11 protein-coding genes are annotated in these 15012 nt (G+C 48.2%); 9 read left to right on the top strand and 2 right to left on the bottom strand.

Annotation, left to right across the window (positions count from 1 at the left end; all coding sequences use genetic code 11):
* Nucleotides 1–245 precede the first annotated feature (245 nt).
* Both IC229_RS32030 and IC229_RS32025 read left to right on the top strand, forming a co-directional pair.
* Nucleotides 246–569, top strand: coding sequence for a hypothetical protein (locus IC229_RS32030; protein WP_190892566.1), 324 nt, complete (start codon nt 246–248; stop codon nt 567–569).
* A gap of 185 nt (nt 570–754) precedes the next feature.
* The gene (locus IC229_RS32025; protein ID WP_190892564.1) at nt 755–3424 is read left to right on the top strand and encodes a DUF5916 domain-containing protein; all 2670 of its coding nucleotides are present in this window, start codon (nt 755–757) and stop codon (nt 3422–3424) included.
* A gap of 170 nt (nt 3425–3594) precedes the next feature.
* On the opposite strand, the gene IC229_RS32020 is transcribed toward IC229_RS32025, so the two are convergent.
* Nucleotides 3595–5016: a sulfatase family protein gene (locus IC229_RS32020; protein WP_190892562.1), complete on the bottom strand. Its 1422-nt coding sequence runs from the start codon at nt 5014–5016 to the stop codon at nt 3595–3597.
* Nucleotides 5017–5413: 397 nt separating this feature from the next.
* Between IC229_RS32020 and IC229_RS32015 the strand changes: the two genes are divergently transcribed.
* Nucleotides 5414–6472, top strand: coding sequence for a glycoside hydrolase family 43 protein (locus IC229_RS32015; RefSeq protein ID WP_223834325.1), 1059 nt, complete (start codon nt 5414–5416; stop codon nt 6470–6472).
* A gap of 326 nt (nt 6473–6798) precedes the next feature.
* Here the strand turns inward: IC229_RS32015 and IC229_RS32010 are convergent, their stop codons facing one another.
* A complete protein-coding gene (locus IC229_RS32010; protein ID WP_190892559.1) occupies nt 6799–7530 on the bottom strand; it encodes an AraC family ligand binding domain-containing protein in 732 nt (243 codons plus the stop codon).
* 253 nt (nt 7531–7783) lie between these two features.
* Here IC229_RS32010 and mnmA point away from each other — a divergent pair, with 253 nt between their 5' ends.
* The 6 genes from mnmA to IC229_RS31980 all read left to right on the top strand — a co-directional run bounded on the left by mnmA (nt 7784) and on the right by IC229_RS31980 (nt 14988).
* Nucleotides 7784–8944, top strand: a complete 1161-nt coding sequence (gene mnmA / locus IC229_RS32005; protein ID WP_190892557.1) for a tRNA 2-thiouridine(34) synthase MnmA — start codon at nt 7784–7786, stop codon at nt 8942–8944.
* Nucleotides 8945–9040: 96 nt separating this feature from the next.
* A complete protein-coding gene (locus IC229_RS32000) occupies nt 9041–9745 on the top strand; it encodes a 3-keto-disaccharide hydrolase (RefSeq protein ID WP_190892555.1) in 705 nt (234 codons plus the stop codon).
* A 128-nt stretch (nt 9746–9873) separates the two neighbouring features.
* Complete coding sequence (locus IC229_RS31995; RefSeq protein WP_190892554.1) at nt 9874–10542, top strand: HAD family hydrolase; 669 nt, start codon at nt 9874–9876, stop codon at nt 10540–10542.
* A gap of 89 nt (nt 10543–10631) precedes the next feature.
* On the top strand, nt 10632–11675 hold the full coding sequence (locus tag IC229_RS31990; protein ID WP_190892552.1) for an agmatine deiminase family protein: 1044 nt from the start codon (nt 10632–10634) through the stop codon (nt 11673–11675).
* Between the two features lie 130 nt (nt 11676–11805).
* Nucleotides 11806–12501 (top strand): hypothetical protein, encoded by a 696-nt coding sequence (locus IC229_RS31985; protein WP_190892550.1) that lies wholly within the window; start codon nt 11806–11808, stop codon nt 12499–12501.
* A 135-nt stretch (nt 12502–12636) separates the two neighbouring features.
* Nucleotides 12637–14988 carry a peptidylprolyl isomerase gene (locus tag IC229_RS31980; RefSeq protein ID WP_190892548.1) on the top strand — a complete coding sequence of 784 codons (2352 nt, stop codon included), beginning with the start codon at nt 12637–12639 and terminating at the stop codon, nt 14986–14988.
* Nucleotides 14989–15012 lie beyond the last annotated feature (24 nt).

The following is a 15012-nucleotide window of genomic DNA, read 5'->3' as shown; positions in this document are numbered from 1 at the left end:
ATATACGGTAGAACAATAATTTTCTGTCCGTCTTTGGTCTGCGACTGCACACGCCATTCGATTTCCTGCGTAGTGATTGGAGCGATTAAGATGTTTAATTCCATTAGTAGATGTGTTTTATTGTTTTCGTACAGCAAATATATTGTATATATACATCAAATACAAGCATTAAATATTATTTTGTTTAAGATGAAGCTGTATATTTACAGTATCAAACTAAATCAATACATTAAACCACTACTTTTATGGTCACTAGTCGGCTATTTATTACGGGAAAAATGATCGAGCGAATGCTTCAGATATTTGAGAACATGAATTTATCGCTCGGAGACGTAGCCAGAGCGTCAGGCGTAGCGTATGATACACTGAACCAAATTAAGATTGGTCGGGTGAAGGCTATGCGAACCGATACGTTAGGAGCGATTATTAAAGCGTACCCAGAAATCAATGCTAATTATATTCTGACAGGTATTGGTTCGTCTAAGATCAGTACCGACACGCCAAATATTACTGATGACGTTCGGATTGCCTACGAAGCGATTGGCCGGGTGAAGAACGCACTGGGATAGAGCCTGTATTGACACTACATTTGACCCTAGTTTAGGAAAATGCCCCTAAAAACGCTGCATGGGCAGTTAAACTATTAAGAAACATTAACAGAGGCCCCTTTTAATTTCGCTTTAACTTGCTGGCTTAAGCAACTTTTCCGGGCATTCCTACGTCTTTGACGCAGATTATCAGGTTTCTTTCTTCCATGAGTCGAGCGATTTTTACGGCTATTTTACTTCTTGGTTTTGCTTTCGTACGGGCTCAGAACGCGCCGTCGAAAAATGCGCCTATTGAAAAAAGGAAATATTACACGCAACGTATTACACAGCCAATACGGTTAGACGGTATTCCAGATGAGTCTGCCTGGAATGCGGTTGAATGGTCGGGGAACTTTACACAGTATCAGCCCAACGAAGGCAAAGCGCCCGGGCAACCTACGCTGTTCAAGATTCTCTATGACGACAAATTCCTGTACGTCGGCTATCGATGCCTCGATGCCGCACCCGATTCGATCATTAAACGAATGAGTCGCCGGGATGAATTTCCGGGTGATTGGGTGGAAATCAACATCGACAGTTACTATGACAAACGTACCGCGTTTTCGTTTTCTCTATCGGTTTCGGGGGTTCGGGGCGATGAGTTCATCTCGCAAAACGGCAACAATTGGGACACGAGCTGGAATCCCATCTGGTACGGAAAAACGCATGTCGACACTACAGGCTGGACCGCTGAAGTGAAAATTCCACTGAGTCAGTTGCGCTATGGCAATGAGGCCGACAAAGTGTGGGGGATTCAGGTTCAGCGTCGGATTTTCCGGAAAGAAGAACGCTCCGTCTGGCAATACATTCCACAGAATTCGGGAGTTTGGGTGAGTGGATTCGGCGAACTGCATGGTTTGAAGAACGTACCGTCGCAGAAGCAGATTGAGATTGCTCCCTACGTAGTAGCTAAAACCGAAAAATACCAACGCGAGGAAGGAAACCCCTTTGCCACTGGCTCTGACTCAAAAGTGTCGGTTGGGCTCGATGGGAAAGTGGCCGTCACCAGCGACCTCATCCTCGATTTTACCGTAAATCCCGATTTCGGGCAGGTCGAAGCTGATCCATCGCGGGTACGTATCGATGGTTTTCAGAATTTTTTTGAAGAACGTCGCCCGTTTTTCATCGAAAGCCGCAACATTTTCGATTATCAGCTAACCGGTTCCGAAGCCGGTGGCAACTACGATTCTGATTTGCTGTTTTACTCGCGTCGAATTGGTGGCTCACCCCACGGCTACCCTTCGCTGGCCCAGCGCGAGTACGCCCAGGTACCACAAAATACGCCGATTCTGGGAGCAGCTAAGTTTAGCGGAAAAACGAAAAAAGGCTGGAGCATTGGCGTTCTCGAAAGCATTACCGGACGTACCATGGCCGAAATCGACCGGGCGGGCGACCGTCGGCAGGAAACTGTTGAACCACTCACCAGTTACTTCGTCGGGCGATTGCAAAAAGATATCGATGCGGGAAATACGGTCATCGGCGGCATTTTCACGAGTGTTAATCGGGAGAATAACCTGAATCACTTGCTTCACACCAACGCGTATTCGGGCGGGTTGGATTTCCTGCATTTCTGGAAAAATCGAACGTGGTATTTCCGTGGAAACGTGATTTTCAGTCAGGTGCAGGGCTCGAAAGAAGTAATTGCCAATACTCAACGCGCGTTCGAGCATTTATTTCAACGTAGCAACGCATCGGAAATTGGTGTCGATGAAGGGCGAACATCGCTGACCGGAACGGGCGGTACGTTCCGGTTCGGGAAAATCGGCGGAAAATCGGGCAAGCTGGGACAGGTTTTCAAGTTCGAAACCGGCATTACGTATCGTTCCCCCGAACTGGAACTCAACGACATCGGCTTCATGCTGACCAGCAACGAAATCAACCATTTCACCTGGGCCGGTCTGCATTATCAGAAGTCGTTTTCAATTTTCCGAAATGCCCGTATCAATTACAACCACTGGTCACGCTGGGATTTTGGCGGACAGTTTCTGTATCAGGCGTTTAACAGTAACGTCCATGCTACGTTCCGCAACAACTGGCAGGTGGGTACTGGCGCTACCTGGAATCCGTACGAGGTGTCGAATAATGCGTTGCGGGGTGGGTCGTCGTTACGTTTACCGTCGGGGATTAATCATTGGGGGTACATTCAAAGCGATTTCCGTAAAAAAGTGCTGGGCTCGGTTGAATTCGCTAATTCGTGGGGTTTCGAGCATACCGCACGCAGTAACGACGTAACATTCACGCTACGTGTGCAACCCCTAGATGCTCTTAACATTAGCTTAAGTACGGGCTACACGCACAACTGGCGTCGGCAGGATCAATATGTCGGTAGCGCTACGTACAACGGTTCGCTACGTACTATCGTTAGCGAAGTGAATCAGCACACCATGCGCTACACGCTACGTCTGAACTACAACATCACACCCGATCTAACCATTCAGTACTACGGTCAGCCGTTTATTACGCGGCCAACGTATCAACATTTTGCCTACGTAGCAGACCCGCTCAACAACGATTTCGACCAGCGGTTTCGGCGGTTTTCGGGTAGTGAGCTGCGTTTCGAGGACGGACGTTACGTTGTCGATGAAAACCGCGATGGTTCCGTTGATTACACGTTCGGCAAGCCCGATTTTAATTTCGTGCAGTTCCGCTCGAATCTGGTAGCCCGATGGGAATATAAACCGGGGTCGGAGCTGTATCTGGTGTGGTCGCAGGGGAACACACCCGCCGTCGCCAGTGACCTAAGTTCACCGCTCAACCGCAGCCTGTTCGATAATCTATTTTCCCAGCAGGGGCGGAATATTTTTCTGGTAAAAATGACGTATCGGTTTTTGAAATAGCTTTTTTAGTTAGAAGCTGTTTAAGCTTTGATTTACTGCCTGTCCTTACCCCTAAATCCACAGAAGGGGCCTTTATCTAAACCCGAGCAAAGTCTCCTTCAGGGGATTTAGGGGTAAGGACACATAACGAGTAGCCTATTTAGTCGCTCAACGAGAAACCTTAAACAGCTTCACTTCTTAATTAACTTCTTCTTGCCGTACTTGATGTTGAAGAAGTAGCGCGTTAATCCATCCTGATCGTTCTGGGTCTCCATCCAATTTTCCATTGCTCTTCTGAACGCCGTCAACGTAGCGCGGTTTTCGGGCTTTGCTGCCAGATTTGTCAGTTCGTACGGGTCTTTTTCCAGATCATATAATTCTTCGGAGGGGCGTTGCTGATACGCCAAAACACGTTGTGCAGCTTTGGTATCTGTTTTGGCCTTCTCGACCCACGACTCCCAGTAATCTGTACCGTCTTCGGGTTTGGCATTGGTGATGTGTGTCGTATAGGTGAGACCGGGTTCCAGATTCATAATGTATTTGAGCTGGCGGGTACGAATGCTACGTATTGGGTAGTAGTTGAAAGCTCCGTAGCGCGTATCGGCCGTGTACGTCGTGTAAATCGTGTCGCGGTGCGATGTTCGTTGGCCCGTAAGTACGGGTAGAAAGCTTCGGCCATCCAATCCAGTTGGTACGTTACCGCCAATCGCATCCAGCAACATAGGAAGTAGGTCTACAAGAGAGGTCATCGCGTCGGTCGTGCCCGGCTTTATTTTTCCCGGCCAACGTACCAGCATCGGTACCCGTATACCCTGATCGTAAAGATTCCATTTGCCAAAAGGCCACTGCGGTCCATTATCCGTCGTATACAGGAACAACGTATTATCAGAATAACCGTATTTCTTCATCGATTTGAGGCACTCTCCCATCGTTTTATCCATATCCGTTACGTCGGTGTAATACTTCGCTCGAACTTGCCGCGTTACGTCGGTATCAACCAGAAATGGCGGTACGTCGACTGTCTTTGGATCATAGCCCTCCAGGGTTGGCCAGGGCACATGCGGGTTATCCGTTGCGACGACCAGAAAAAGCGGTTTTTGTTTCGGTTTGGCGTGGGCAGCCAGTACTGAGTCGATTTTTTGGTAATCGTGATCTTTCTTTTTCAGATAAACGTATGGATAGGCCGATTGTGGCCATACGTGATCTTTTCCCGCCAGTATTGTCTGATAGCCCAACTCCTGCATATACACAGGTATCGTTTTGATTCCGGCATTAATCTTACTGTGGTTGGGATGCGCGCCGTTACGTGCCGGCATCAACCCCGTACTGATTACTGCTCTCGACGGAACACAGTTTGGCGTATTGCAGAATGCATGGGTAAATCGCAAACTTTCTTTGCTCAAGGCATCCAGATTGGGGGTTCGTACGACCTTTGCTCCAGCAAAACCGGCGTCCTCGTAACCATGATCGTCTGAGATAAACAGGATGATGTGGGGTCTGGAAGCCTTTGGGTTTTGTGCCGATAAGGTTACATTCGGTTTACCAATGAATGCGATGCTCCCTGTTAACGTAACGAATATCAGCCAAAGGAAAGAATAAGGATGTTTTACCATACGAGGTGTTTCGCAGAAAAGATATACCCCAAAAGCATATAAATAGCTCTTTTCTAACTTTGTGAACGCAACGGGCAGTATGTAGCGAAGTGTCAACCCAAAACCATTTTAAGCTTTTTTCTAAAAGCACTTTGTCGTACTTCAGCATGATAAAACACCCATTTTTGACGTGGTTTTCAAAAGATTAACCATAAACCTGTTTAAACTTTCGGGAAAAAGTCGCAAATGAGTGTTTTTGTCATTCTGACGTAGGAAGAATCTTAAGGTTTCCTGACTTATGAACAAGGAAACTTTAAGATTCTTCCTACGTCAGAATGACAAAAACCGCTTTCGAATAAAAGTTTAAACACATTCCATTTATTCAGTACAGATGAAGCTTACAACTTTATTTATTATTTTGACTTTCTCTCTGGGAGAAGCTTTGGCACAACCCAAAAACGAAGCAACAGCCCAAGACGCAACAGCCAAAGTGCCGCTCAAAATTGCGGCTGGCAAGAACGTATGGATGCTAACTTACTTCCGTCAGCGTTATCCGACACGTATCGAGATTGATGCACAGGGAAAAACAGTTGAGGTACCCCTACCCGACCCCATGCTGATCAATAAGCTGCACATCGCTTTATCCACCGATGGACGCCATTGGACGGCTTTAAACGACAACAAACCGGTCCGGGAGCATCATGTTCGTGATCCTTATGTGCGTCGTGGACCCGATGGACTTTGGCGCATTTTGTCAACGGGAGGTGGATCCGGTACTGATCGCGCAAAAGTAGGACCAAGTTGCCTTTACATTACGTCCAAAGATCTGATTCACTGGCAGGTTGAAGGACCATTATCCCTGATGAAAGATGTACGTAGTGATTCAGGAACGTTAGCGAGAAATATCTGGGCACCAGAATGGTTTTACGACGACAAAACGAGTGAGTACGTATTAATCTGGTCGTCGTCATTTAAAGATGCAGGCTGGAAAGAAAGTCGGCTTTGGTCCTGCCGGACACGCGACTGGAAAACATTTACGCCGGCTACGGTATTTTTTGCCCCTCCTTATTCGGTGATCGATGGAACCGTGCTGGAAGAAAAAGGAACGTATTACCTCTTTCATAAGGAGGAGGAATTTGGCGCCAAAACTGGCGAAAGGCGAGCTATTCGAGTCGCTACGTCGAAGAATCTTGAAGGGCCATACAATCTGGTGGAAGGCCCATTGAATAAAGGGCAGATTGTTCCGGTTATTACCGAAGGGCCAACTGCGATAAAGGACCCCGTCAAACCCGGCTGGCTGCTGTTCTACGATTACTGTATGACGAACCGTTTTGGTGCCTCTTACTCGCCGGATTTGATCCACTGGACTGTTGAAGAAGACGTCAGTTTTCCGTCGGAAGCCCGGCATGGCTGTGTTTCGATACTAACTTCGGAGGAAGCGAACGCTTTAGTTAAAGCATATCCAGACAAACCATAAGAACAAAGGGTTTCACAAAACGGCCAACACGAATATCAAAAATACATCCGTGCCAATCAATCATAACAACGTAACAATTTCATAACCTCCAAGCTAGTGACAGTTATATATGTAGCAAGTCTAATTTCTACATCGACCGTTGTTACGTATGGTTTCGCACTGGATTAATGAGATAATGAATATGCTGGCTGGCAATAGTCGATACGTTCATTATTCCCGTTCCAGTAAGGTGATTGTTATTTGTCTTTTTTTCTGCTTTCTAGTTGCTTCGGTATTACTTTTTGCTTTGTAAAGTGGCTTTTCGATTGACTGAGTGCAGACAGTCACTAAAACTGGAAGGATAAATACGTACTATCTTCCTGACTACCAGCATTAATCCTGTGCGATACGTCTGAATCCAAAAATATGACATCGCCCGCTTTCGCCACTTTCGTTACGTCCCCAATAGACACCTGAATTGGATTGTCCAGAACGAATAGCAACTCAGCGGCTCGACGAGCCTCATAATTTTTTGATCCAGAGACCAATGTATTTTTTTGTAAGGCAATACGGTGACTCATCACCGTAGAATACGTAAGTACTTTTCTACTGGCAATCTCCTGCCGATCTATCCAAAAAGAGCCACCAACCATACTGTACAGATCCAGATCTGGCATTTCGTTGGACGTGAAACGTATCATGAAATATGTTAGAGGCTGGGCAGTCTTATTTTCTATCCGAAATTCGTCACCTGGCATGAGCATCACGACGCTACCAGGTCCCATCGTTTTACGTTTCCCTCCCAGATAAATCGTCGATTCACCTGCTTTGATAATCAATGTGGCTTCTTCTTCGAGTTGCAGGGTAGATTGATCAGGTTGATTGGCTTGCAGCGTTATGGCCTGGAGAATCAGGTGCGAAAAGTCACGGGTAGTGCCTTCCAGTAAGGTTCGAACTTCATAACCCGAATGGGTATTAACCGATGGCTGATTATAGGAATAGAGGCCTGATACTACAACCTGTGCAAAGGATGTCCGTGAAGTCCAAATAACTATCCATAAAAGTAGGAACGTTCTCATAAAAGGCATTTTCTCCATCCAATTTCATAGCTTAAGCATATAACTCGCTCAAAATAATCAGTAGCCCGCCAGATGAAAGGGTATGAAGTTGCAAAAGTCGCTCTTTTTACGGTACGTCAGCCTACGTTTGGTGTAGGACTTTATCAGTTAAAACCATAAAAATACTCGCTACGCTGAATGGATTTGTATCGAAAATTGTTAGCCAGTTTCTTAAACAATAATCATCGGAGGGCTTTGAACCCTCGCGGATACCATGAGTAAACACGGACGAATTCTGGTCGCCATGAGTGGCGGCATCGATTCTTCACTGGCAGCGGTGCTGTTGCACGAAGAAGGTTACGAGGTCATTGGTATGACCATGAAAACCTGGGATTATGCCTCATCGGGAGGTTCCAAAAAAGAAACCGGCTGTTGTAGTCTCGACAGCATCAACGATGCTCGCAACATTGCCGTCAGTCTGGGATTTCCCCATTACATTCTGGATATCCGGGAAGAATTTGGTGACTATGTGATCGACCATTTTACCGGTGAATACCTCGAAGGACGTACGCCAAACCCTTGTGTGCTCTGCAATACGCACATCAAATGGGATGCCCTGCTCCGCCGTGCCGACCGACTCGACTGCGAATCCATTGCGACAGGACACTACGCCAAAATTCGTGAAGAGAATACTGGTACGCCATCCCGGCGTTACGTTCTCTCGAAAGGGGTTGATACGTTGAAAGACCAATCGTATGTACTCTGGGGCGTATCGCAGGAAAGCCTGAGCCGGACAAAACTGCCATTGGGTCATTTGCGAAAATCCGAGATTCGGGAGATGGCGAAAGAACGGGGCTTTATTGAACTGGTTACCAAATCGGAATCGTACGAAATCTGTTTCGTTCCCGACAACGACTATCGGGGTTTCCTGAAACGTCGTATGCCAGGGCTGGAAGCCGAAGTGGCCGGCGGAAATTTCGTGATGGAAGGCACTGGCAAAATTCTGGGCAAACATCAGGGCTATCCGTTTTATACGATCGGCCAACGGAAAGGGCTGGGAATGGCTTTTGGGCAACCCATGTTCGTTACCGAAATCCGTAAAGAAACCAATGAGGTAGTGTTGGGCGTCGACAAAGATTTGCTACGTGACGGCATGATTGTCCGTAAACTGAATCTACAAAAGTACGACCACATTACCGGACCACTCGAAACCGTTACGAAAGTGCGTTACAAAGACCCCGGTACGTCTGCCATCATTTCGCAGGTTGACGATGACCAGATTGAGGTGCGTTTTCATGAAGGGGTTTCGGCCATTGCACCCGGCCAGGCGGCTGTTTTTTACGAAGGCGACGACGTAGTGGGGGGCGGCTGGATTATGAAAAGTTTTCGCCAGCAGGATGCGGAAACGCAACGTAGTGAAGCACAATTCGTTTAAACGGGACAACGTAACGTAGCAGCCAGATACGTACCGGCTGCTACGTTACGTTAAATTGACATAATCATTCACTTTATAGAGCAAACATTTTACACAATGAAAAAATATTTGCTGGTAGCTATACTGGTAGCCTTCACCCATAGCCTTATTGCTCAAACTTCACCCACTGGTTTGCCCCCGAAAGGTCATCCGAACCCAACCGGCCCCGGCTGGAAATCGCTTTTCGGAACCGATTTATCGGAAGCTTCCTTTCCGAAAGGCGTCTGGAGTTTCGACGATGAAGGCGCCCTGACAGCCACCGCTGATAAAGCCATCTGGTCCAGTATACCTTACGACAATTTCATATTGGATTTGCTTTTCAAAACCGCCGATGGAACCAATAGTGGTGTGGTTATTCACGCCAGCGATACGACGAACTGGATTCCGAACTCAGTAGAGATTCAGATTGCCGACGATTATGCCAAGCAGTGGGCTGAGTCGCCAACGAACTGGCAATGCGGGGCTTTCTTCGGACATCAGGCTGCCACCAGGCAGGGGGTCGTAAAAAAACCTGGAGAATGGAATCGGTACACCATTACGTGTCAGGACAAGATGATCTACGTAGTGCTTAATAACCAGCTCGTTAACACGATTGACCTGGCAAAATTCACATCAGCCAAGACCAATCCTGATGGCTCGAACGTACCGGAATGGCTCAGCAAACCGCCCGCCGAGCTGCCGCTACGTGGCTTCATTGGCTTGCAGGGAAAACACGCCGGAGCTCCGATTTATTTTAGAAATATCAAGATTAAACCCCTCTAATCTGAACCGGGATTTAGCAGATTGATGGATTTTCAGGATTTTGGTAATGGATAGAGCGCTTCAGAGAAGCGAAAAACAAAATCGTGTAAATCCATCAATCTGCTAAATCCCGGTTCAGAAATATTCTCATGGCCGCTCCCCCATTTGCCGCCCTGTTCGATATGGACGGCGTTTTGATTGCCAATACGAATTTCCACATCAATGCCTGGCTTCAGTTTGCTCACAAATATGACCGTCCGCTTACCTTAGAGCAGTACGTTGAAAATATCAATGGGCGCGTTTCCGCCGATTCGATGGCCTATGTTTTTCAGCGCCCCATCTCCCCCGGTGAACTGATTGTTCTGACCGAAGAAAAGGAAGCTATCTATCGTGAATTGTACCGTCCGCATCTTCAAACGGCACCCGGTCTGCTGGATTTTCTAGATACGTTGCAGGCCAAAAACGTGCGGTTGGCAGTGGGTACGTCAGCACCGGAAAGTAACGTTCGATTCACGCTCGATGGTCTGTCGTTACGTCCCTATTTCGATGCAATCGTCGATGCCAGTATGATTCACCACGGCAAACCCGACCCCGAAATTTATCTGACTGCCGCCGAACGGGTAGACGTATCACCAGACCAATGTGTGGTGTTTGAAGATGCTTTTGCGGGTATCGAAGCCGGTCTACGAGCAGGCATGGTTGTGATTGCTCTCACGACTACACACACGCGCGACGAGCTAGCCACTACTGGTGCTACGTTGATTGTCGATGATTTCACTCAATTGAACGTAGCAACGATTCAAGAACTGCTTCCGTAGCTGGTTTCGCCCATAAGGTGTATTTTTGCATGATGAACGCTGAACGATGGACGTTCGCATTTATCATCCATCAAACATCATTCCTGTAAATGGCTTTCATTCCTGCCCGTGAGGGCTTTTTCTTTCCACCAGAGTGGCACCCACACGTAGCAACCTGGCTTAGCTGGCCGCATACCGAAGCATCCTGGACAAAAGAGCGACAGGAGTTGATGTTTCCGGCTTACATCGACTTCATCAAAGCCATTTCTGAAAGTGAGCAGGTGTGCATCAACGCGCACAACGATATTGTCATTCAGGCTGCTAAACTACGTCTGCTGGCTGCTGGGGCCGATATGAGTAAAATCACACTCCTCCCCCACCCAACCAACGATTCCTGGTGTCGCGACCACGGCCCGGCGTTTCTCATCAATCCCGGGAAAAACGAGCGTATGATTGTCAATTGGGGGTACAATGCCTGGGGAGGAAAATATCCACCCTACGACCGCGACGACCTGATTCCCATTGAAATTGCTCATTATCGCCAACTGGAATACGTAACGCCAGGCATTATTATGGAAGGCGGTTCGGTAGAATTTAATGGTGCCGGAACAGTCCTGACCAGCCGGGCTTGCCTACTCAATCAGAACCGGAATAGCCATCTGACGCAGGAAAAAATCGAGCAATATCTGTGCGATTACTACGGCGTTCAGCAGGTACTTTGGGTCGAAGAAGGCATCGTAGGCGACGACACCGACGGCCATATTGATGATACGGTACGTTTCGTGAATGAAGACACCGTTCTTGCCGCCTACGAGCCGAATCCAAACGACGACAACTATCCGTTTTTGCAGGAAATCCACCACGAACTGAAGCAGATGCGGTTGTTGAACGGCAAACAACTCAACATTGTCGAACTACCCATGCCTGACCCCGTCGTGAGCGATGGTCTACGGCTACCGGCTTCGTACGCTAATTTTCTGATTACAAACGGCTCTGTTATCGTTCCAACTTTCCGTTGCGCGAAAGACCAGCAAGCACTTGACATCATTGGCCAGTGCTTCCCTGATCGCAAAATTCTCGGTATTGACTCAACCGATATTGTATGGGGGCTGGGAAGTTTTCACTGCCTAAGTCAGCAGGAGCCGAAAATCTGAACCGGGATTTAGCAGATTGATGGATTTTCAGGATTTTGGTAATGGATAGAGCGCTTCAGAGAAGCGAAAAACAAAATCGTGTAAATCCATCAATCTGCTAAATCCCGGTTCAGAAAACTACATTTTATTTATGCGTTATATCTTTCATTACTTTATCCTCCTGTTCATCCTGAGCAGTTGCGCCCGTCAGCCTGTACTTACTGCTGAATTGGTACCCCGTTCACTGAAAGCGACGAATCTGGAAGAAACGATCAGTCGGCACGATGAACTGATGATGGCTTACTCGCTTACCAGCTATGATGCGCAAAATAAGCCTGTTGGCGTGGTGAACGGTGGCTGGGGTGTGGGCTCTCTTCGGAAGAATCAGCAACTTGATTTGCAAGCTGCTGGCGCTGGACAGGCGAAACCTATTGGGCTGGAGCTTCCCAAAAATGGACGTATCGTGGCTTCGATTGTTCTGATTGAAGTTGATGATTACAACCGGGCAAAAGAAACCATGGCGAAGATTCAGCAAATTCACAACGTAGTGGCAATTCCGGTGGGTTTGCTGGTAGCGGCTACTGAAGTGCTGACGCCCCTAAAGTACGTATCGGCGGGGCTGATGGCAACCGGTGTTGGCCTGAAGCTGGTCGATAAACTCGACGACGACGATTTGCTGGGGCAGAGCAGTATGGAGCTTCGTGAAGCCGACATCCGCCAGAAAAAACAGCGGTTTGTACACGTACCGGCAGAGTTCACCGGCCGTCACATGCGCGACGCTTTCTCCTATCGACTGGAGTATGACATACTACTGAAAACCGCGAAAATCCAGGCGGTTCGCCAATAAGCTACCGTCTGAATCGTTGATAATCATAGCGAATGTTTTTTCCTGAAACTTGGTTTTCAAGGAATGGTAGGTATTCGCGCATCGGTTACCAACTGCCAAACCCACAAACTATAAACCTATTTTTTACCCGACGCTATGCGCCATTTCACAGGAGGTATTCTGCTGGCACTAATCGTAACGGCCTGTAAAACACCCGCGCCGATTGTTCAGCAAGCACCCCCGAAGCCTGTTATTCTCACGCTTGGTAACAAATCGTTTACAACCGACGATTTTTTCCAGTCGTTTACCAAAAATCAGCTCTCTTCCGATTCGACGCAACGCACCGACGTAAAAGAGTATTTCGATTTATACACTAATCTGAAACTGAAAGTACTGGCCGCCGAAGCTGAAGGACGCGATACCACCGAAGCCTTTCGCGAAGAAATGACTACGTATCGCAAGCAACTGGCGCAGTCGTACCTGACTGATAAAGTGCTGGTTGAATCGATGGCGGCCGAAGCGTACCAGCGTATGCAGGAAGAAGTCAACGTATCACATATTTTGATTCCCGTTTCGGAAGACGCCCTGCCCGCCGATACCACCAAAGCCTACGAAACAGTGCTGGCGTTACGTAAGCAGGCGCTGAGCGGAACCGATTTTGCCCAGCTGGCCCGTGAACATTCAAAAGATGCGACGACAGCACAAAATGGGGGAAGTTTGGGATACATTTCTGCGTTCGGTATTGTTTACCCGCTCGAAACAGCGGCTTACACTACGTCCATCGGTGGAATTTCACAACCGGTACGTTCCCGATTTGGCTACCATCTTGTCAAAGTAAATGGTCGCCGGCCTAGCCGGGGGCGGGTACGCGTGGCGCATATTCTGGTACGTATCAGCCCCAGTGCCGACGAGTCAGGACAGAAATCGGCTCAGGAGCGTATCGATGCGGCTTACGCCCGACTAAAGGCCGGCGATTCCTTTGAGTTGGTTTGTAAAGAGGTATCCGACGACGCTACGTCGAAAACCAATGGTGGTACGTTGCCTATTTTCGAGCCAGGGCGATGGGTACCAGCCTTCGAAGATGCCGCTTTTGCGCTGGCCAAATCTGGCGATTATTCGAAACCCGTCAAGACCAATTACGGCTGGCACATTATTAGGCTCATCGAACGAAAGGGATTGGAATCGTACACAACGATGGCTCCTTCGTTACGTCAGCGCGTCACCACCGATAGCAGGGCCGACATAGTGCGGCAGGCTACAATTCAGCGGCTTCGGACTCAATATCCGGTGCAGGAAATGACCCCAGTTCTTGACCTGGCCCTCGCCAAAGCCGACAGCAGTTTGCTACGTGGTCAATGGCGTTATACCGAACCTCTCGACCCGACCATTCAGAATAAAGTCATTCTCACAATTGCGAATCAGCCTTACACGGTCAACCAATTTTTTGCGTATGTCCGCCAGCGGCAGCAGCCCCAGCGCAATCCGGCTATGTCAGCAAACGCTTCGGCAGGTGAAATCACAGCTATTGGTTCGCCGATGGTCGCTATGCGTCGGTTGTTCAACCGATTTGTGGGCGACCAGTTGATGACCGTTGAAGAACAGAATCTGGACAAAAAATCACCTGAATTTCGGGCACTTCTGAATGAAATCAGAGATGGTGTGCTGCTTTCGCAGGTAATGGAGCAGAATGTATGGGAACGTTCCATGGTCGATTCAACAGGCCAGCGGCAGTATTTTGAACAGAATAAAGCGAAGTACACATATTCTGAACGTGCTGTAGCTACCATCCTGGTTGCGTCAACCGATAGTTTACTCCGGCAGGCAACAACCGCTCTGTCAGGCAAGCCACCCTACCAGCTTCGACGGTCGGCAGCAGCTTTGCCTTTCGACAAAAGTCAGACCATTCTGACACCCCGTCAGCGTGAAAGTTTATTCGACATTGTCGTTATAATGGGCAACAATCCGAACTACGTTGTTGAAGTAACGGGTTCGCACGACCCAACCGAACGCGATTCGGTATCGGCGGGGCGCATCCGTTCGGTGGTTGGTTATTTGCAGAAAAACGGGGTATCGTTACGTCGTATCATGGAAAAAGACTACCAGGGTGCGCGGCCTGGCGCTGTTCGGGATGCCCAACGTAACGTCACGTTTCAGTATTTCTCCACGGCCAGAGAAGATGTGGTCAAAACCATAAATAGTAAGAACGCTACTACGTCCGTTCCGTCGCCAATCACCGCAACCACAGGCATTTACGCCGAAGGCGAATCTCCCTATCTGAATGCCATCGAACAATGGAAGGTCGGTGCTACGTTCATTCGTCCGGGCAATAAACCTGTTGCTGTTATCATCGACCGAATTGAACCGGCCCGTCCAAAAACGTTTGCCGAAGCTCGTGGTACGGTTATCAATGAATATCAGGCCATTCTCGAAAAACAATGGCTGGCCCAGCTCCGACAGAAGTACCCGGTGAAGGTCAATGATGACGAGATTCGGAAGCTGGCAAAGTAAGAAGAAGTTTCAGCGGGGCCGCTG

The organism is Spirosoma profusum (genome assembly GCF_014699005.1).
In the GTDB taxonomy this organism is placed as follows: domain Bacteria; phylum Bacteroidota; class Bacteroidia; order Cytophagales; family Spirosomataceae; genus Spirosoma; species Spirosoma profusum.
The sequence above is the reverse complement of the archived record's forward strand: the minus strand, read 5'-3'. Positions and strand labels throughout refer to the sequence as shown.

Coding starts and splice junctions, on each gene's coding strand:
- IC229_RS32030 (WP_190892566.1), top strand. CDS start 246: ATGGTCACTAGTCGGCTATTTATTACGGGAAAAATGATCGAGCGAATG.
- IC229_RS32025 (WP_190892564.1), top strand. CDS start 755: ATGAGTCGAGCGATTTTTACGGCTATTTTACTTCTTGGTTTTGCTTTC.
- IC229_RS32020 (WP_190892562.1), bottom strand. CDS start 5,016: ATGGTAAAACATCCTTATTCTTTCCTTTGGCTGATATTCGTTACGTTA.
- IC229_RS32010 (WP_190892559.1), bottom strand. CDS start 7,530: ATGAGAACGTTCCTACTTTTATGGATAGTTATTTGGACTTCACGGACA.
- mnmA (WP_190892557.1), top strand. CDS start 7,784: ATGAGTAAACACGGACGAATTCTGGTCGCCATGAGTGGCGGCATCGAT.
- IC229_RS32000 (WP_190892555.1), top strand. CDS start 9,041: ATGAAAAAATATTTGCTGGTAGCTATACTGGTAGCCTTCACCCATAGC.
- IC229_RS31995 (WP_190892554.1), top strand. CDS start 9,874: ATGGCCGCTCCCCCATTTGCCGCCCTGTTCGATATGGACGGCGTTTTG.
- IC229_RS31990 (WP_190892552.1), top strand. CDS start 10,632: ATGGCTTTCATTCCTGCCCGTGAGGGCTTTTTCTTTCCACCAGAGTGG.
- IC229_RS31985 (WP_190892550.1), top strand. CDS start 11,806: ATGCGTTATATCTTTCATTACTTTATCCTCCTGTTCATCCTGAGCAGT.
- IC229_RS31980 (WP_190892548.1), top strand. CDS start 12,637: ATGCGCCATTTCACAGGAGGTATTCTGCTGGCACTAATCGTAACGGCC.